15 protein-coding genes and 1 pseudogene are annotated in these 17,919 nt (G+C 64.0%); 5 read left to right on the plus strand and 11 right to left on the minus strand.

Annotated elements, in window-relative coordinates; all coding sequences use genetic code 11:
• Together ACTJKX_RS11830 and ACTJKX_RS11835 are read right to left on the minus strand one after the other, a co-directional pair.
• Window positions 1-609: pseudogene (locus ACTJKX_RS11830) on the minus strand (IS5 family transposase); the annotation flags it as partial.
• A 108-nt stretch (window positions 610-717) separates the two neighbouring features.
• Entirely contained in the window at window positions 718-2,292 is a 1,575-nt protein-coding gene (locus tag ACTJKX_RS11835; protein ID WP_440725378.1) for an ABC transporter substrate-binding protein, read from the minus strand.
• Between the two features lie 429 nt (window positions 2,293-2,721).
• Between ACTJKX_RS11835 and ACTJKX_RS11840 the strand changes: the two genes are divergently transcribed.
• On the plus strand, window positions 2,722-3,273 hold the full coding sequence (locus ACTJKX_RS11840; protein WP_440725379.1) for an AAA family ATPase: 552 nt from the start codon (window positions 2,722-2,724) through the stop codon (window positions 3,271-3,273).
• 141 nt (window positions 3,274-3,414) lie between these two features.
• Entirely contained in the window at window positions 3,415-4,662 is a 1,248-nt protein-coding gene (locus ACTJKX_RS11845; protein ID WP_440725380.1) for an MFS transporter, read from the plus strand.
• A gap of 33 nt (window positions 4,663-4,695) precedes the next feature.
• On the opposite strand, the gene ACTJKX_RS11850 is transcribed toward ACTJKX_RS11845, so the two are convergent.
• From ACTJKX_RS11850 to dapA, 3 genes are all read right to left on the minus strand, one after another.
• Complete coding sequence (locus ACTJKX_RS11850) at window positions 4,696-4,959, minus strand: hypothetical protein (RefSeq protein WP_440725381.1); 264 nt, start codon at window positions 4,957-4,959, stop codon at window positions 4,696-4,698.
• Complete coding sequence (locus tag ACTJKX_RS11855) at window positions 4,910-5,113, minus strand: hypothetical protein (RefSeq protein ID WP_440725382.1); 204 nt, start codon at window positions 5,111-5,113, stop codon at window positions 4,910-4,912. Before ACTJKX_RS11855 ends, ACTJKX_RS11850 begins: the two co-directional genes overlap by 50 nt.
• A gap of 252 nt (window positions 5,114-5,365) precedes the next feature.
• On the minus strand, window positions 5,366-6,289 hold the full coding sequence (gene dapA, locus ACTJKX_RS11860; protein WP_440725383.1) for a 4-hydroxy-tetrahydrodipicolinate synthase: 924 nt from the start codon (window positions 6,287-6,289) through the stop codon (window positions 5,366-5,368).
• A gap of 315 nt (window positions 6,290-6,604) precedes the next feature.
• Between dapA and ACTJKX_RS11865 the strand changes: the two genes are divergently transcribed.
• Together ACTJKX_RS11865 and ACTJKX_RS11870 are read left to right on the plus strand one after the other, a co-directional pair.
• Window positions 6,605-7,519, plus strand: coding sequence for a metallophosphoesterase (locus ACTJKX_RS11865; protein ID WP_440725574.1), 915 nt, complete (start codon window positions 6,605-6,607; stop codon window positions 7,517-7,519).
• A 185-nt stretch (window positions 7,520-7,704) separates the two neighbouring features.
• Window positions 7,705-8,556 carry an EamA family transporter gene (locus tag ACTJKX_RS11870; RefSeq protein ID WP_311944374.1) on the plus strand — a complete coding sequence of 284 codons (852 nt, stop codon included), beginning with the start codon at window positions 7,705-7,707 and terminating at the stop codon, window positions 8,554-8,556.
• 14 nt (window positions 8,557-8,570) lie between these two features.
• Here the strand turns inward: ACTJKX_RS11870 and ACTJKX_RS11875 are convergent, their stop codons facing one another.
• The 4 genes from ACTJKX_RS11875 to ACTJKX_RS11890 form a co-directional block, all read right to left on the minus strand.
• A complete protein-coding gene (locus tag ACTJKX_RS11875) occupies window positions 8,571-9,059 on the minus strand; it encodes a DUF2059 domain-containing protein (RefSeq protein ID WP_440725384.1) in 489 nt (162 codons plus the stop codon).
• Window positions 9,060-9,187: 128 nt separating this feature from the next.
• The gene (locus ACTJKX_RS11880; RefSeq protein ID WP_394309415.1) at window positions 9,188-10,108 is read right to left on the minus strand and encodes a substrate-binding domain-containing protein; all 921 of its coding nucleotides are present in this window, start codon (window positions 10,106-10,108) and stop codon (window positions 9,188-9,190) included.
• Window positions 10,109-10,155: 47 nt separating this feature from the next.
• Window positions 10,156-11,448, minus strand: coding sequence for an ABC transporter permease (locus tag ACTJKX_RS11885; RefSeq protein ID WP_440725385.1), 1,293 nt, complete (start codon window positions 11,446-11,448; stop codon window positions 10,156-10,158).
• A complete protein-coding gene (locus ACTJKX_RS11890) occupies window positions 11,445-13,061 on the minus strand; it encodes a sugar ABC transporter ATP-binding protein (RefSeq protein ID WP_440725386.1) in 1,617 nt (538 codons plus the stop codon). The genes ACTJKX_RS11885 and ACTJKX_RS11890 overlap by 4 nt, the downstream gene beginning before the upstream one ends.
• Before the next feature lie 224 nt (window positions 13,062-13,285).
• Here ACTJKX_RS11890 and ACTJKX_RS11895 point away from each other — a divergent pair, with 224 nt between their 5' ends.
• A complete protein-coding gene (locus ACTJKX_RS11895) occupies window positions 13,286-14,197 on the plus strand; it encodes a GntR family transcriptional regulator (protein ID WP_440725387.1) in 912 nt (303 codons plus the stop codon).
• A gap of 244 nt (window positions 14,198-14,441) precedes the next feature.
• Here ACTJKX_RS11895 and tuf read toward each other — a convergent pair whose 3' ends face one another.
• Together tuf and ACTJKX_RS11905 are read right to left on the minus strand one after the other, a co-directional pair.
• Complete coding sequence (tuf, locus tag ACTJKX_RS11900; protein WP_440725388.1) at window positions 14,442-15,647, minus strand: elongation factor Tu; 1,206 nt, start codon at window positions 15,645-15,647, stop codon at window positions 14,442-14,444.
• Window positions 15,648-15,996: 349 nt separating this feature from the next.
• On the minus strand, window positions 15,997-17,817 hold the full coding sequence (locus ACTJKX_RS11905) for a DEAD/DEAH box helicase (RefSeq protein WP_394307886.1): 1,821 nt from the start codon (window positions 17,815-17,817) through the stop codon (window positions 15,997-15,999).
• Window positions 17,818-17,919: the final 102 nt, after the last annotated feature.

Raw genomic sequence — 17,919 nt, forward strand, 5'->3', positions numbered from 1 at the left:
GGTATTTTCGAGCCCGCGACGGGTTGCTTGGGATGACAGCCACAGCATCTTTGTCTGCAATTGCCTGGCGCAGGCGATCGGCGTCGTAAGCGGCGTCGGCCATCACGACCTTGGCGGGTAAGCCGTCGATCAAGGCATAGGCCTGGGGGCAATCGCCTCTGTGGCCGGCGGTCAGGGTGAAGCGCACCGGGCAGCCAAGACCTCTGACAGCCATATGGATCTTGGTGCTCAGGCCGCCGCGAGAACGGCCAAGGGCCTGATCTTCAGACCCCCTTTTTTGGCGCCCGAAGCATGCTGATGGGCACGGATGATGGTGGAATCAACGATCAGATACTCGAAGTCCGGATCGTCCGACATCGCCGTGAAGATGCGCCACCATACACCCTTATGGCTCCAACGGCTGAAGCGACGGAAGACACTGTTCCACTCACCGAAGACCTCGGGCAGGTCACGCCAGGGCGAACCGGTGCGCACGATCCACAACACCGCTTCCACAAACATCCGGTTATCGTGACCAGACGAACCGCGCGTCCGTTCATCGCCGATAATATGCGCCGAAATACGCTCCCATTGATCGTCGCGTAGAATCAGACGGTCCAAAACACCCATCGCTGCCTCCAAAAGACAGCTTTGAATCACATATCCCCCACTCTTGGGAATCCCAAGAGTCCACAACTCCTAGGGCGCTGACCGGCGCCCTAGCTGGGGCGTTCGGGATCAGGCGAACCAGGCCTTTTCGGCGATGCGCTGGTCGCACATGTCGTAGCGCGGATGGGGCGCCGTCCCCATCACCTTCTTGGCATAGCCGTCGAGATAATCGCTGACGGCAAAGCAGATCATGCCGCCATCGTCGTGGATCATCTTCTGCGCCTCGAAATACATCTCCTTGCGCTTGGCCTCGTCTTCCTCCACCCGTGCGGCGAGGACAAGCTTGTCGAAATCAGGCCGCTTCCAATGGGTGTCGTTCCAGGCCGCATCCGAGAGATAGGTCTGCGAGAGCTGTAGGTCGATGGCGGGACGGTCGCCCCAATAGACCGCGCAGAAGGGATCCTTGAGCCAGATGTTCGACCAGTAGCCGTCGGCGGAGACGCGGGTGACGGTGAGCTCGATACCGGCCTGTTTCATCGATTCCTGGTAGAGCAGGGCCGCGTCGGTGGCGCCGCTATAGGCGCCCTCGGAGACCTTGACCTCCAGCTTGGGGCTGCCCGCCTTCTTGTAATGGAAGGCCGCCTTCTCCGGGTCGTAGAGCGTCTGTGCCAGGTCCTTGGCGAAATACTTGTTCATCGGGCTGATGGTGGTGTCGTTGCCGACGGTGGCATAGCCCTGATAGACGGTGTCGACGATCTTCTTGCGGTCGATGCCATATTTGAGTGCCCAGCGCAGATCGACATTCGAATAGGGATCGGCGTCGCACAGCGCCACGAAGGCATAGCGGTTGCCGGTGCCCTTGGTCTGCACCACGCTTACATCGGGCGAGGATGTCACCAGATCCATGGTCTTGGGATCGAGACGGTTGATGGCGTCGACCTGTCCGGCGATCAGCGCCTGCAGGCGCGAGGAGGAATCGCCGATATATTGCAGCTCGACCGAGTCGAAATTGCCGCAGCCCGGTTTCCAGTAATTGCCGGTGTTCTTGGTCACCACACGTACGCCCGGCTCGAAGGTTTCCAGCTTGTAGGCGCCGGTGCCGTCCGGCTTGGAAAAATCGGTGAAGCCGTTGGGCACGCCGAGGATGTGATAGTCGGTCAGGTTGTAGGGCAGGTTCAGGTTGCCGCCGCTCAGGCTGATCTGAATCTGGGTCGGCGAGAGTTTCTTGATCTCGGTGATACCTGACAACAGGTCCTTGGCCGCCGATTTGGTGTCGCCGCGATGCAGGTTGATCGAATAGATGATGTCGTCGGCATCGAGCGTCTTGCCGGAATGGAAGGTGACACCCTTGCGGATGTTGAAGATCCATTCCTTGGCGCCGGGCTTGGCTTCCCAGCTCTCCAGGAGCTCACCGACGGCATTGCCGTTATTGTCGATCTCGACCAGGCCGTTCCAGATCTGGTAGCCGTAGTTGAGCGGGATGGAATCGGCGAAGGAGCGTGGATCGAGGGTGTCGGAGGCCGAGCCACCCTCCATGCCGATGCGCAGCGTGCCACCCTTCTTGGGTGTCTCCGCGGCCAGGGCTGGCCCTCCGAGAACGCCGGTCAGGCCATAGCCGAGGCCGAGTGCGGCGGCTCCCTTCATCAAATCGCGGCGATCCACGATCAAGCCCTGTGCTCCCGACTTGCCGATCCTGTCTGTCATGCCTGACTGTCCCCCGTGATGTTGCGGAAAGAGCGGCCACGAGCGGCCATGCCCCCTCTCGATCGCCATGGTGTTGCCTCGGACGCGGAGCAAATGACCTGCAACCGACGCTCTCTGCAGGAGAGGCGACGGTTTGTGTGATTTCGTGGGCCCTTTGACGGGCGAGAAGCCGGCTCGGCGGCGAGGGGTTTTGATTGGAGCCTTGTCAGGGTAGACTTGCCCGGCGAGTCGCGAGGCAGGCCAGATTCCTGGAAGCTGCGGCCCCAAATCGGCCTCCCGGGCAAGTGCCCGGTCGATGCGGCCGGCTTCAAACCAGCTGCCTTCTATCCTTCCATCGTCGGCGTGATCCGGCCCGTTCGCGCGGATGCACTCCGCACGCCCGCTGTCTTTCCCAAAGCACTGTCATTTCAAACAGGAGGAGATCGAGCCTTGCCTCAGATCGATCGTTTCGTCGTCGTCACCGGTGGTCCCGGATCCGGCAAGACCACCTTGATGTCGGCCCTGGCTGCCGAGGGGGTGCGTACCATGCCGGAGGCCGGCCGGGGTATCATCCAGGACCAGATCATCATCGGCGGCGATGCCCTGCCATGGGCCGACTGCGCTGTCTTTGCGAATCTGATGCTCGCCGCCGACATGCGTTCCTATCGCGAGGCGCAGGCATTCGAAGGGCTGCTGGTTTTCGATCGCGGCATCCCCGATGTGATCGGTTACCTGCACCTTTGTGGTTTGCCGGTGCCTGAGCCGGCTCGCAGGGCAGCTGCGCTTTGTCGCTACCGGCGGCAAGTCTTCATCGCCCCGCCCTGGCCGGCGATCTATGCCGGCGATGCCGAGCGCAAGCAGAGCCTCGAGGAAGCAGAGGCGACCCATGCCGCTATGGTCGATGTCTATACCCGCCTCGACTACGAACTGGTTCCACTGCCGCTCCTGCCTGTCGCCGAACGGGCAGCCTTCGTATTGCGCGTCCTGGAGCAGGGCACATGAGGCGCCCGTTCAGAAGGTCAGCCATGCTCGGATCGATCTGGCAAAGCCGGGACGGAAGCTGCTATAGCCTGACCATTGCACGCCGTCCGGTCGGCGAAACAAGCATATTCAGGACAATATTCCGGAACGAGGAAACTCCCCGTGTCAGCTTTGCCCCGTGAGGCCGATCGGCCTGGCGACGTCGATTCCGCCTATTCCTGGTTGCGTCTGGTTCTCACTCTCATCCTTGGTACGGTGGCGTGTGTCGGCAACTGGTCGGTCGTGGTGGTATTGCCGACCTTGCAGGTGGAGTTCGATACGCTGCGGGGCGGGGCCTCCCTGCCTTATACCTGCACCATGCTGGGCTTTGCCGTCGGCGGGGTCGTCATGGGTCGCCTGGCTGATCGGGCCGGCATTGTCGTGCCGATCCTGATCGGGGCTGTGCTGCTCTGCGCCGGCTATGTGCTGGCAGCCTTCACTTCCAATATCTGGCAGTTCGCTGCCCTCTCGATCGTGATCGGCCTCGGTTCGGCCGCCGGTTTCGCGCCGCTGATCTCGGACCTTTCGCACTGGTTCCGCAAGCACCGGGCGCTGGCGGTGACCTTTGCCGCGTCGGGCAGCTATCTTGCCGGCGCCGTCTGGCCGCTGGTTATCGAGTATTTCCAGTCCGATTATGGCTGGCGTGCCACCCATATCGGCATCGGCCTGTTCGCACCGGTTGCAATGGTGCCGCTCGCTTTGGCGCTGACCCGACGGCCCGCAACCACCACCTATGCGGCCGCTGAGGCCGCGACGGAGGCCGCGCGCGGAGAACTCGGTCTTTCGGCGAATGCCCTGCAGGCGATCCTGGTGGTGGCTGGCTTTGCCTGCTGCATGGCGATGTCGATGCCGCAGGTCCACATCGTCGCCTATTGCGGGGATCTCGGTTACGGCGTGGCCATCGGGACTCAGATCATCGCCCTGATGCTGGGGCTGGGCGTGGTCAGCCGCCTTGCTTCCGGCGTGGTCGCCGATCGCATCGGCGCCGGGCCGATGCTGCTGATCGGCTCCGCCATGCAGGGGGCGGCGCTACTGCTCTATCTTTTCTTCAACAGCCTTTCCTCGCTCTGGGTCATTTCGGGCCTGTTCGGTCTGTTCCAGGGTGGCATCGTGCCGATGTATGCCGTGATCATCCGCCAGTTCCTGCCGCCGCGCGAGGCGGGGGCCCGCATCAGCCTGGTGCTGATGGCGACGGTGCTCGGCATGGCGTGCGGTGGGCTCGCGTCGGGCTTCATCTATGACGTCACCCAGTCCTACCGGCTCGCCTTCCTGCACGGTTTCCTGTGGAATGTGGTCAATCTCGTCCTGGTCGGCTGGTTGCTGATCTGGCCGAAATGGCGCCAGCGCAGTGGGGCGGCACTGGCGCGCTGACGGTCGGCTTGTGGCCTGATCCCGCTGGGCTCGTCAATCGTTCACGGCGATGTCACTCAGGAGGAAGCCCGTTGGCGTCCTGGTGAAGACAAAGATCTGCTCGCCGCAACCAACGGAATAGGAGTCGTTGCCGTCGCCATCGCGATCATAAACGGGCTTTTCGCGTTGCAGGCAGGCCCGGGTCTTTGCAGTGAAATCGGGCCGGTAGATCTTGGCGCGGAACTGCGCGGCATCGGCGATGGCGCTGTCATTCTGAAAATGGCAGTTTCGCCAGGCCGGCGACGGCCGCTGCGTCATTGGCCTTCAGCGCAGCCCGAAACCTGGTGATGAAGCTGCTGAATTCCTTCTGCACGGCGGCGGATGCAGCCGTGCTCTTGGGAGCCTGGGCGAAGGCCGGGATGATGGACATCAGGGCGGCTGTCAGCACGATGCACGATGCCAGTTTCATCATCCTGTCCCCCTCAATGGTCCGTAATGAAGCCTACACCCGCGCCGCGACCCGTCAATCCCGCGCGCAGCCTCCTGGCTGTGGAGTGGGCTCAGTGCAATGCATGTCATTTGAGAGTTTTCGATTTCGCAGGACCCTGTCGTTGCCGGGCTTGACCCGGCAATCTAGTCCCTTCGCGCGGCTTCAGGATAGCCGGGTCAAGCCCGGCTATGGCAGATCGGGGTGTCTTCCCTTCAAGGGGGATTGCGTCGAGGGCTAAGCTGCCGACTTCATCCGGTCGATCGCGCCGTCGAGGCGGGCGGCGAGCGCGGCGCTCACCGGCGTCATCGGCAGCCGCAATTCGCCGCTGTCGATCAGACCGGTGCGCCAGAGCCAATACTTGATCGCAGCCGGATTGGGTTCGGCAAAGAGCAGCGGCACGAGATCGGTAAGGGAGCGCCAAGCGGCGCCGGCGGCTGGCTCGTCGCCCCGGGCAAAGGCGTCGCGGATGGCGATGAAGCTCGCAGTCTCGACATGGGCGGAGGCGAGGATTGCACCGTCAGCGCCGGCCGTCAGGGCGGCGTGGTAGAAGGCATCCTCGCCGGTCAGCACGGAAAAGCCGGGTGGCCGACGCCGGATCAATTCGGCCGATTGGGCCGGATCGGCGCAGCAATCCTTGGCTCCGACGATATTGGCTCGTTCGGCGAGTTGCAGCATTGCTTCGTTGCCGATGTTTACGCCGGTGCGATAGGGAATGTTGTAGATCAGGATGGGGTGCCGGCTACTGTCCGCCAGCACGCGAAAATGGGCGATCAGCCCGGCCTGGGAGGGTCTGCTGTAGTAGGGGCAGGCAATCAGATAGCCTGCGATCGGCCAGTCCGCCAGGCGGTGAAGCCGCTTGGCGAGCTTGCGCGTATTACTGCCGGAAAGGCCGAGATAGAGCGGCAGTCGGTAGCCTTGCCGGGCAAGCTCGTCGGCGCTGACCTCGACCAGCCGCTGGGTTTCATCCTCGTCCAGGGTCAGGCTTTCGCCTGTCGTCCCGGCGAGCACGAGGCCATCCAGCCCGAGCGTGCCGTAATGGCGAATGAGACGCCGCAGCGAGGTCTCGTCGAGTGCGCCGTCGCGGAAGGGCGTGATCAGGGGCAGCCACAGGCCCCGCGGGGAAACCTGCGAACGGTTGGCAGAAGAGGGGATTTCCATGGATCATCTCCGATGTGCCGGAGACGGCAGCAAAAAAGAACCCCGTCGAACCGGCGGGGTACATTTTCGATCTTGGTTCGCTGCTTATGGCGCGCGCGACGATCACCTGCCCCCGATGAGGAGGTGCTGTTTGGAGACGGCAAGAGTGATGCGCAAAATAGCCATACGCTATCCTGCCGTGGGCAACCCTTCCCTGTCAAGCCGACGTCATGGCACACTTCGGAGAGAATGGGCGGTGCGCTCCGGGAACGAGACGGGATCGGATGGGCAATCGCCTCTATCTCGACATGAACAAGGAAAATCAATCGTTTGACGATGAATTATGATGTGATCGGTGACATTCATGGCCATGCCGATGCGCTGCACAGGCTGCTGACGAGGCTCGATTATCGCGAACGGGACGGCGCCTATCGGCATGCTTCGCGCAAGATGATCTTCCTGGGGGATTTCATCGATCGCGGACCGGAACAGGTCGAGGTTCTCAGAGTCGTCCGCGCCATGGCGAGAGCGGGCACGGCCCGGGCGATCATGGGCAACCACGAGTTCAATGCACTTGGCTGGGCAACGCCGAACGGCACCGGCGGCTTCCTGCGGCCCCACACCGAAAAGAACGAAAAGCAGCATGCCGCCTTTCTGGCGCAGATCGGGGAGAGATCGCCGGCCCACTGCGAGGCGCTGGCCTGGTTTGCCTCCCTGCCGGTGTGGCTTGATCTCGGCGGATTGCGGATGGTGCATGCGTGCTGGCATGCCGCCTCGCAAGCCTGCCTCGTAGCGACCTGCCTCGACGCAGCCGGGTGCTTTCACGAGAAGGGCCTGCGCAAGGCCTATCTTGGCGGCACGCCGGAACATCTCGCGGCCGATGTCCTGCTCAAGGGACCGGAAGTGCGACTGCCCGTCGGGCACTCTTTCCGCGACAAGGACGGTCACACCAGGCACGAGGCTCGCCTGCGCTGGTGGGATCGGGAGGCCAAGACTTTCCGGCTCGCGGCCCTGGGGCTGGACGGTCGGAGGAGCGAATTGCCGGATGATCCCGTTCCCCACGACTATCACTATCAAGAGGCCGTGCCCGTGATGTTCGGCCATTACTGGCTGTCGGGCAGGCCGCAATTGTTGTCGCCTACCGCATCCTGTCTTGATTTCAGCGTCGCCAAGGGCGGTGTGCTGACCGCCTATCGCTGGTCTGGCGAATCAATTCTCTCCAACGACAATCTGGTCTGGGTGGCGGCCTGAAAGGCGCACGCGAAACGTCGCACCCTGCGAAGCAGCTTTGACATCGAACTGTCATAATGAGAAGGAGGGCACTGAAAGCGCTGGTGAAATTCGCCCCGCGTTTTCGTCTGTCCCTCTATCGTGCGCCATTGGCCAGCGGCACTGCCGCTGCCGGTGGGTGTCCGTCGTTTCGAAGTCCGCCCCCCATGGAATTGCAACTCCCCGTCTTCCTGGCCGTGCTCACTGCGGCGGCCCTGCATGCCGGGTGGAATGCGCTGGTCAAGATCAAGCTCGATCCCTTCCTGGCGATGACGCTGATTGCGGTGTCCTGCGGCATCATTGCCCTGCCGGCCCTGGCGATCACGGGGCTGCCCAACGAGGAAGCCTGGGTATGGGTGGCACTGTCGACCGCCCTGCATCTGGCTTATTACCTGTTCCTGGCAGAGGCCTATCGGCGGGCTGACATGAGCCAGGTCTATCCGATCGCACGGGGGGCGGCACCGCTGGCCACCACCGCGATTTCCTTGGCTTTCATCCATGATCCCATGACTTGGGGCAATGTCGCAGGCATTGCCGTGCTGGGGCTCGGGGTCCTGCTGATCTCGCTGAAGGGGCAGCGCGGTTCGCTGGTCCCGAGCCGAACAGCCGTGATCTACGCCCTGCTCACCGCCGTCACCATCTCGCTCTACACCATCGTGGACGGTATCGGTGCTCGCGCCGCTGGAAGCCCGAATTCCTATGCCGCTGCCCTGTTCGCGCTCGACGCCTACCCGATGCTGGTGATCTGCCTGTGGCGCAAGGGCTGGGCCGGCGTGCGACCAGCCTTGAAATTCCTGGTGCCGGGCTTTGCCGGCGGGGCGATGTCGCTCGCCGCCTACTGGATCGTGATCTGGGCGATGACGGTGGCGCCCATCGCCCTGGTTGCCGCCACGCGCGAGACCAGCGTGTTGTTCGGAGGCCTGATCGCCATGGTCTTCCTGAAGGAACCCCTCACGCCGGTGCGCGGCCTCTCGGCCTTGCTCATCCTGGGCGGACTGGTGCTGATGCGGCTGGGATGATCCTGCTGCTGCCTTTACGGCGTCGCCGACTTGTTGCCGGCTCTTTCCTTCAGATATTCGCCCATCACCTCGCTGCCGACCTGCTGCCCCCACCGCATCCCGACGGTCGCCATGAATTGAGCGATGACCGGTTGTTTCTCGACCATCTTCTGTCCGGTTGGCGATTTATAAAAGGCGATGAGATTGGCGAGGTCTTCCTCGCTGAATTCGCGCGCATAGACTTGCGCTGCCAGGTCGACGAACTTGTCGAGATCCTTGTCCAGCCGCTCCGCGAAGCGCTTGGAAAATTCGGCCGCAGTCTTCTCATCGGCGCCTTGCCGCATGAGCATGGGCTTCATCTGTGACAGAAAAGTCGGGAAGAGCTTGCGCATGTTGTCGGTCGTACGCGCCAGAACGATGATCTCCTTGGCTTGAGCCAGCCGCCCGGCGTCGTCGGCGTGAAGGCTGTTCACGCCGATAAAGGCGAATGCGAGGCCGAGACAGGCCGTACGGAGGCGCAGCATGCGAACTCTCTGGGTGTGGGACATGAGGTATGGGCGAGATTGAGTAAAATCTCGCCCTTACCTTTCGTCAAGAGAGCTGTTTCCCAGAGCGTCGGAGGAGGGAGCCTGCCGGCCGTCTCCTTTAAAAATCACAGCAATCCGTTCGCCTTCAAAATGGCGTCGGCATTGTCCTTGGTGATGGTCTGGGTATCCAGCACCAGCTTTTTCTCGACCGTCCCGCCGCCCAGCACCTTCAGAGCCTGGCGCAGGCCCTCGGCGCCGGGCGTGGGATAGACGAAGGTCGCCGCAAGCACGCCGTCGTGGACGTATTTGACACCTTCATTGGGCAAGGCGTCGACACCGACGAACAGGATGTTCTTTTCCCGGCCGGCATCCTTGGCAGCAAGATAGGCGCCATAGGCCATGGGGTCGTTGTGGCCATAGACCAGGTTGATGTCCTCGAAATTGCGCAGGGCCGTCGACATAACCTCGTAGGCCTTGGCCTGTTTCCAGTCGGCCGATTGCTGGTTGAGGAGATGCTTGATGCCGCTCTCCTTGTCCGCCTTCTCGTGATAGCCATTGGAGCGGTCGTGGCTCGCCTGGGTGCCGAGGCCGCCCCAGATCTCGACGACATTGCCCTTGGCCTTGCCGGCCCCGCCCAGGGTCTTGACCACGAAGTCACCGACGGCACGGCCGATCACCACATTGTCGCCGCCGATCCACTGGGTGTATTTCTCGGAATTGACGTTGCGGTCGAGCACGAAGACCGGGATCTTGGCGTCCATGGCCTTTTCGACCACGGCCGTCAGGCCGGCCGATTCCTTCGGGCTGATCAGGATGGCGTCGACCTCCTGGGTGATGAAGCTCTCGGTGTCGGCCACCTGCTTTTCGGTCTTGTCCTCGGCATCGGCCATCAGCAGGTTGACGTTGGGATGCTTCTCGGCCTCCGCCTTCAGGTCCTTGTTGAACTGGACGCGCCAGGGCTCGAGCGTCGTCGCTTGCGAAAAGCCGATCGTATATTTCTTGTCGTCGGCAAGGGCGCGCGGCGTCCAGCCCAACGGGATCAGCATGGCGCCGCCGCCGGCGAGCGCGGCATGGATGAAGTTCCGGCGATTGATCATGGGGTTTCCTCCAGCTTGTTATAGGTCTTCTCATCCTGTGCCTCGGCTTGCGGGCTCGTCTTGAGCGACGCGAAGATCTGGCCAAGATTGCGTTCCTGCAGCAGCACGGTGAGGATGATGATCAGCCCCTTCATCACCAACTGGACGTTGGTGGAGATGTTGTGAAGCTGCAGGATGTTGGTGAGCAGGCCGAAGATGAGCACGCCGACCAGCGTGCCGGCGAGACTCCCGCGCCCGCCCATCAGGCTGGTGCCGCCGATCACCACGGCGGCGATGGCGTCGAGCTCGAGGCCGACGCCGGCGTCGGGCTTGCCCTGGCGGTATTGCGCCACATAGAGCACGCCGGCGATGCAGGCGAGCATGCCTGAGAAGGCGTAGGTCGCGATCTTCACCGGGGTGACGGCGATGCCGGACAGGCGTGTCGCCTCCTCATTGCCGCCGATGGCATAGACATAGCGGCCAAAGGCGGTGAATTTCAGCACCACCATGAAGAGGGCCAGCGCGGCCAGGAAGAACAGGCCTGGCACCGGCAGCACGCCCCAGAGCACGGCGCGCAGGAGATCGATGTCGGTGGTGGCGTTGGTGCCGGAATAGACGGCGACCACGGCACTGTCCTGGCCGGCGACCAGGCGGGCGAGGCCGAGCATGGTGACCATCATCGCCAAGGTGACGATGAAGGGCTGCAGGCGGCCGCTGACGATGATCGCCCCATTGAGCGCGCCGACCGCGAGTCCGACGCAGGAGACGGCAATCAGCACGCCGGGCATGCCGAACTGGCTGCCGGCCTGGGAGGCCAGCCAGAGCGTCAACAGGCCGGCGACGACGATGCCCGCAACGGGAGGCAGCCAGATGGCCGAGAGCGCCGATCTTCGGCGGCCGTGACGGATCGACGCCGCCGTTGCCACGGATCTGCCCATGCCGAGCTGGCCGGAGACGAAGGAAACGATCAGGGCGACACCGACCATCGCAACCAGGAAGGTAATGGGCAGGGCGATGCCCGCTGCCACGGTGAGGCCCGGCTGGGTGAGCAGCAGCGCCGCTAGCACGGTGCCCAGGGCCAGGATCGAGCCGACGGACAGGTCGATGCCGCCGATCAGGATCACCATGGTCATGCCGACAGCGACAAGGCCGGTGATCGAGACCTGGCGCAGTACGTCGGAGAGATTGCCGGAGGTCAGGAAGATGTTGCGCCCCTTGGAGGTGACCGGCGAAAAGGCGACACCGATCGCAAAGAGGGCGGCGAGGCCCCAATACAGCTTGGTCCGCGACAGAAGTCTCAGAAAGGTCATTGACGGCTCGTTGGCGGCATAGTGGGGGCAGGCGGGAGGGGCGGAATGCCCGTGGCCTCGGGCAGGGCGGCTGATCGCCGCGGCGAAGCAAGGGTCATGATCGCCTCCTCGCTGGCTTCCCGGCGTTCGAGGAGGCCTGCCTGGCGCCCTTCCTGCATGACCAGCACGCGATCGGACAGCAGCAGCAATTCGGGCAGCTCGGAGCTGACGACGAGGATGGCCATGCCCTGTCCGGCAAGGCGGAAGATCAGGTCGTAAATCTCCTTCTTGGCGCCGATGTCGATGCCGCGCGTCGGCTCGTCGAGCAGCAGGATGCGCGGGCCGATGGCGAGCCATTTGCCGATCACCACCTTCTGCTGGTTGCCGCCGGAAAGCTCGGCCACGACCTGCTCGTCCGAGCGGCAGCGTACGGAGAGGCTGGCGATCGCCTCGCGGGCAAGCCGGGTTTCCAGGCCGTCATCGCGCAGGCCGAAGCGCTGCTGCAAGGGCTGGGAAGGCAGGGAGACATTGTCACGGATGGTCGATTGCAGGAGGAGGCCGGTCGCCTTGCGGTCCTCCGTCACCAAAGCGAGGCCGTGCCGGATGGCTTGGCGCGGGCTGTCGATCCGGGCTTCGACCCCGTCGACGACGATCCGGCCCTCACGGCGTCCCATGGTGGCCCCGAAAATCGTTTCCAGAATCTCGGTGCGGCCGGAGCCGAGCAGGCCGGCAATGCCGAGGATTTCTCCGCGATGCAGGTTAAAGGACACGTCGCGCAGCACGCGTTTCCAACCGCCGCGCGTCTGGGGAAGGCTGAGGCCGAGACCTTGCACGGTAAGGGCTTCGGCAGAGCGGTCCGGCGTGTGGGGCGGCGTGGCGAGGCTGAGATCGCGGCCGACCATGCTGGCGATGATGCGCTCGGGCGTCAGCTCCGCCATGGCAGCGGTCAGTACGCGCCGCCCGTCGCGCATCACCGTGACGCGATCGGCGAGCAGGGAAACTTCATCCATGCGATGGCTGATATAGACGATGGCCACGCCCGAGGCGGCGAGCTTGCGGATGATGCCGAACAGGCGCTCGCATTCGCTCGGCGACAGGGCAGAGGTTGGCTCATCCATGATCAGGACTCGCGCTTCCAGCGAAAGCGCCTTGGCGATTTCGACCAGTTGCTGCTCGCCGACCCGCAGCGACCCGACCCGCGCTTCGGGATCGAGGGCGACGCCGAAGCCGGTAAGCAGGTTGGCGGCGGCGCGGGCAAGGGCACGGCGATCGACGAACAGCCCGGCGATGCGGGGTTCGCGGCCGAGGAAGATGTTCTCGGCTACGCTCATCTCGGGAATGAGGTTGAGTTCCTGGTGGATGATGGCGACGCCGGCAGCCTGGGCATCCCGTACCGAGGCGAAACGCAGGCCGCGGCCACGGCTGAAAAGGTTGCCGTCGAACTCGGTCAAGATGCCGCTGACGATCTTCATCAAGGTGGACTTGCCGGCACCGTTCTCGCCGACGAGCGCGTGCACCTCTCCGGCCGCGATCGAGAAGTCGACGTTGTGCAGGACGGGGACGCCTACGAACCGTTTGGAGATGCCGCGCGCTTCCAGTGCGGCATCACTCGGTTCGAGCCGGGTGGCGAGCATTGTGCGTTTCCTCGACACTCTTGTGACCAAAGTGTCTTTTATTTATAGAGAACACTAACATGTGCTGCTGGGGGCGGCAAGGGCACAAAGCGTCGCGTTCATATTGGCCCGGTCACTTCAGCACCGCTTGATTGTGCAGCGATGAATCGCGTCTAAGCGGGCCACGCAGAGACGACCAGACGTCGAGCGAAAACGAAATGCGACTGCAATCCTGAGGAACGGCGATGCCGCGCCCGCGCAATGTCTCGATGAAGGCCACCAATCTGGCCCTCGACATCATGGCGAAGCTGAAGCCCGGCGCGCAACTGCCGCCGGAGGCGGTGCTGGCGCGCGAAATCGGCGTGAGCCGCACGGCAATGCGCTCCGCCCTCGAAGGCCTGGAACAGGCGGGACTGATCCGACGCGACGGCCGGCACGCCCTGCTGCACCGGCTGCCGGCGGCCTCGGATTATTTCGGCCTGGCCGAAACCGAAAGCCGCTCGGATCTGGTGGAACGGCGCTTCCTCGAAATGGCAGTCGCCGGCGATCTGATGCCCGGCCGTAATTTCTCGGAGGCCGAGCTGGCGCGGACTTTCGGCGCCAGCACGGTGAGCGTGCGCGAATTCCTGATCGGTTTTTCGCGTTACGGCCTGGTCGAGAAGGCGCCGCGTGGGGGCTGGCGGCTCTGCGCCTTCGATGCGCCCTTCGCCCGCGAGCTTGCGGCAACGCGGCGCACTTTCGAGATCGAGGCGATCCGCCTCTTCACGCAGCGGAGCAGTGACGATCCGGTATGGCGGGAGATTGGCCGGCTGATCGAGACGCATGAGGCCATGAGCCGGGGCGGCGAGGAGGCTATTCGCCAGTTTCCGCAGCTCGATCGTCGCTTCCATCGCTTCTTGGTGGACCAACTCGACAATCGCTTCGTCACCAGCTTCTACGACGTGGTCTCCTTCGTCTTTCACTATCACTACCAATGGCGCAAGGACGACGAGATCGAGCGGTATCGCACGGCGCTGGCGGAGCATCTGGGCATTCTGCGGGCCCTGAAAGCCGGGATCATCGAAGACGCGCAGATGCGGCTCGAAGAACATTTGCGCACATCGGTACGCACGCTGCTGGAGTCGGCGATCGGAGCGGGCCAGGAGCGGGCCGGATGAGGCGCGACCAGCCTTCTCCCCTTGCGGGAGAAGGTGGTGCGAAGCACCGGATGAGGGGAGAAACACTGCTTTGCGGGCTTTTTGCCAACACCCCTCATCCGACCTCGTTGCACTCGGCAACCCGAGGCACTTCAAAAGGAAGTGCCAGGTCCCGCAAGGGGAGAAGGCTGGTCGCGCTCTGTCCTGAAAGTCCAAGTCCACGTTGAATGCGGAGGGCAGTTGCCCGCCCTCCGCCGTGCTGCCCTCAGTCGAGCAGCCGGTTGATCACGCCGGCCCCCACCGTGCGGTTGCCCTCGCGGATGGCGAAGCGCGTATTGGCTTCGAGCGCGATGGCTTCGTTGAGGGCGATGGTGAGCACGACGGTATCGCCGGGCATCACCATCTCGACGTCCGGCGGCAGTTCGATGCCGCCGGTGACGTTGGCCGTGCGGAAGAAGAACTGCGGCCGGTAATGGCCGAAGAAGGGTGTGTGGCGCCCGCCTTCTTCCTTGGAGAGCACATGGACCTCTGCCTCGAAGCGGGCATGCGGCTCCACCGTACCGGGCTTGGCCAGTACCTGGCCCCGCCGGACTTCCTTCAGCTCGACGCCGCGCAGCAGGCAGCCGACATTCTCTCCGGCAAGACCCTTGTCCAGAATCTTCTGGAAGGTCTCGATGGAGGTGACCACCGTCTTGCGACGGGCACCGAAGCCGACGAGCTCGACCTCGTCCCCGAGCCTGACCGCACCGCGTGCGATCAGGCCGGTGATCACCGTGCCCCGCCCGGAGATGGTGCGCACGCTCTCGATCGGCATCAGGAAGGGCCGGTCCTCGGCGCGCTCGGGCGGCTCGATCGTGCTGTCCAGCGCCTCGAAGAGCCGGAGGATCGCCTCATCCGCCAGTTCGCCCTTGAGCCCGTTCAGGGCCTGCAGGGCGGAACCGCGGATGAAGGGCACCTTGTCGCCCTCGTAGTTCTGCCGCGTCAGGAACTCGCGGATCTCAAGCTCGACAAGGTCGATCAGTTCCGGATCCTCCACCGCATCGCACTTGTTGAGGAACACCACGATGCGGGGCACGCCGATCTGCCGCGCCAGCAGGATGTGCTCGCGCGTCTGCGGCATGGGGCCGTCCAGCGCGGACACCACCAGGATCGCGCCGTCCATCTGTGCCGCGCCGGTGATCATGTTCTTCACATAATCGGCATGGCCGGGGCAGTCGACATGGGCATAATGGCGGTTCTCAGTCGAGAACTCGACATGGCCCGAAGCGATGGTGAGAATCTTCGAGGCATCGCGCGTGCCCTGGGCGGCAGAGGCGCGGGCCACGTCCTGATACGAGACGAAAGCTCCCCAGCCTCGGTCTGCCGAGACCTTGGTGAGCGCCGCGGTCAGCGTCGTCTTGCCATGGTCGACGTGGCCGATGGTGCCCACATTGCAATGGGGCTTCAACCGGGTGAACTTTTCCTTGGTCATGCTACACCTGTGGTGCTTGCCGGCCCTCGCTTGGGAGGTTGCACGGCTCAGGGCACCACGAGAGCCAAAAAAGTGCCCGGAACCGCTTTTGCGTCCGGGCTGGCTCGATCTCAGGTGATTTCGGTCCGGCCTAGGGCAAAGCGCGTGCGGCCGAGGAATCGATGGTCCTCGGGATCATCAGCGATATCGACGATGATTTCCGCATGGGTCCGGTGCCTTGTGGCGGGATGACGATAGGGATGGCGCAAATAGGAGTTTGCGGCGGGAAATGCAAGGGGAGACTTGCAGGATGAGGCACGACTCCCTCTCCACGAAGCTGGGGAGGGAGTCGTGCCTCACTTGTTCGGGCTTACCCTTCCCGCCCGCGCCGCTTGCCGGGCTTCTCGTCCGACCAAGGCTTCTTCTCGTCGGACCAAGGCTTCTTGGGACCCTTGCGGTGCGGCTTGGGCTCGCGCGGCGCATCCTCGCCACCGCGGTCGCGATAGGGCTGGATGCGGATGTTTTCCTCGTCGGGCCGGCGGGCATTGGCGGCAAAGTGCTCGGCGGCTTCCTTGGCGATCTCCACCACGGTCTCATTGTCGAGGATCTTGATGTTGCCGATGTCGCGGCGCTTAACGCCGCCGCGGCGGCAGAGCATCGGCAGCAGCCATTTGGGATCGGCATTGTTGCGGCGTCCGATCGAGAGGCGGAACAGCACGGCATCGGGATCGGCCGGCACCTCCTCGCGCTCGAAGCGGCGCGGACGCTCGGAGCGCTCGGGACGGTCGTCGCGCTCGAAGCGGGAGGGGCGCTCGTCGCGGCCATAGCGGTCGTCGCGCTCGAAGCGCGAGGGCTTGCGGTCGCGCCGCTCGAAGCGCTCGCCCGGGTCGCTGATCTCCTCGGGCTCGGGCAGGCGAGCGCGATAGACGCGGGCGAGCGCCGCGGCAATGTCCTCGGCACTGCGGTTTTCGAGCAGCAGCTTGGCGATGGCCAGGTCTTCCTCGCCGGGGGCTTCCGTCAGCAGCGGATCTTCCAGCATGCGCTGCTGGTCGAGCACGCGGATTTCATCGGCGGTCGGCGGCCCCATCCACTGAGCTTTCACGCCTGCCTGACTGAGCAGGATCTCCGCCTTGCGGCGGCGCGACATCGGCACCAGCAGGGCGCTGATGCCCTTGCGGCCGGCGCGGCCGGTGCGGCCCGAGCGGTGCTGCAGCTTCTCGGCGTCGGTGGGCAGGTCGGCATGGATGACCAGGCCGAGATTGGGCAGGTCTATGCCACGCGCCGCCACGTCTGTGGCGACGCAGATCTGGGCGTGGCCGTCGCGCAGGGCCTGCAGCGCCTGGTTGCGCTCATGCTGGCCGAGCTCACCCGAGAGCAGCACGGCCGAAAAGCCGCGTTCGCGCAGGGTGGCATGTAGATGGCGCACGGATTCGCGCGTATTGCAGAACACGATCGTGGTGGGGGAGGCGACGAGGCGGAGCAGGTTGACGACAGCATGCTCGGTTTCCTTGGGAGAAACGCGGATGGCGCGGTATTCGATGTCGGCATGGCCGCGCTCGGCGGTCTTCACCTCGATGCGCAACGCATCCTTCTGATAGGTGCGCGCGATGGCGACGATGCCCTTGGGCATGGTTGCCGAGAAGAGGAGGGTACGACGGTCGTCCGGGGTGGCTTTGAGGATGAACTCGAGATCCTCGCGGAAGCCCAGGTCGAGCATCTCGTCGGCCTCGTCGAGCACTACGGCACGCAGGGCTGAGAGATCGATGCCCTTGCGTTCGATGTGGTCGCGCAGGCGGCCGGGCGTGCCGACCACGATATGGGCACCGTCGGCGAGCAGGCGGCGCTCGCGGCGCGGGTCCATGCCGCCAACGCAGGAAACCACACGCCCACCAGCCTTCTGGTAGAGCCAGAGCAATTCACGCTCGACCTGTATGGCGAGCTCGCGGGTCGGCGCGATGATCAGGGCCAGGGGGGCATCGGCCTGTTCGAAGCGCTCGTCGTCGCCGAGCAGGTCGCGGGCGATAGCAAGGCCATAGGCCACCGTCTTGCCCGAGCCGGTCTGGGCTGAAACCAGCAGGTCGCGGTCGGCGGCATCATCGGCCAGCACGGCGGACTGAACCGGGGTGAGTTCTTCGAAATTGCGATCGGTCAGAGCCTGGCGCAGCGCCGGGTTCAGGGAAGGAAGTGTCACGGAATGAACCTGTCAGATGAGAAAACCGGTCATGTGAAATGCCGGGTCCGGGGGCGGCGCGCCCAAAAGACAAGTCCGCGCGCCAGCGTCCACTTCTGCAGG

Source organism: Labrys sp. 22185 (assembly GCF_052045555.1).
GTDB lineage: Bacteria > Pseudomonadota > Alphaproteobacteria > Rhizobiales > Labraceae > Labrys > Labrys neptuniae.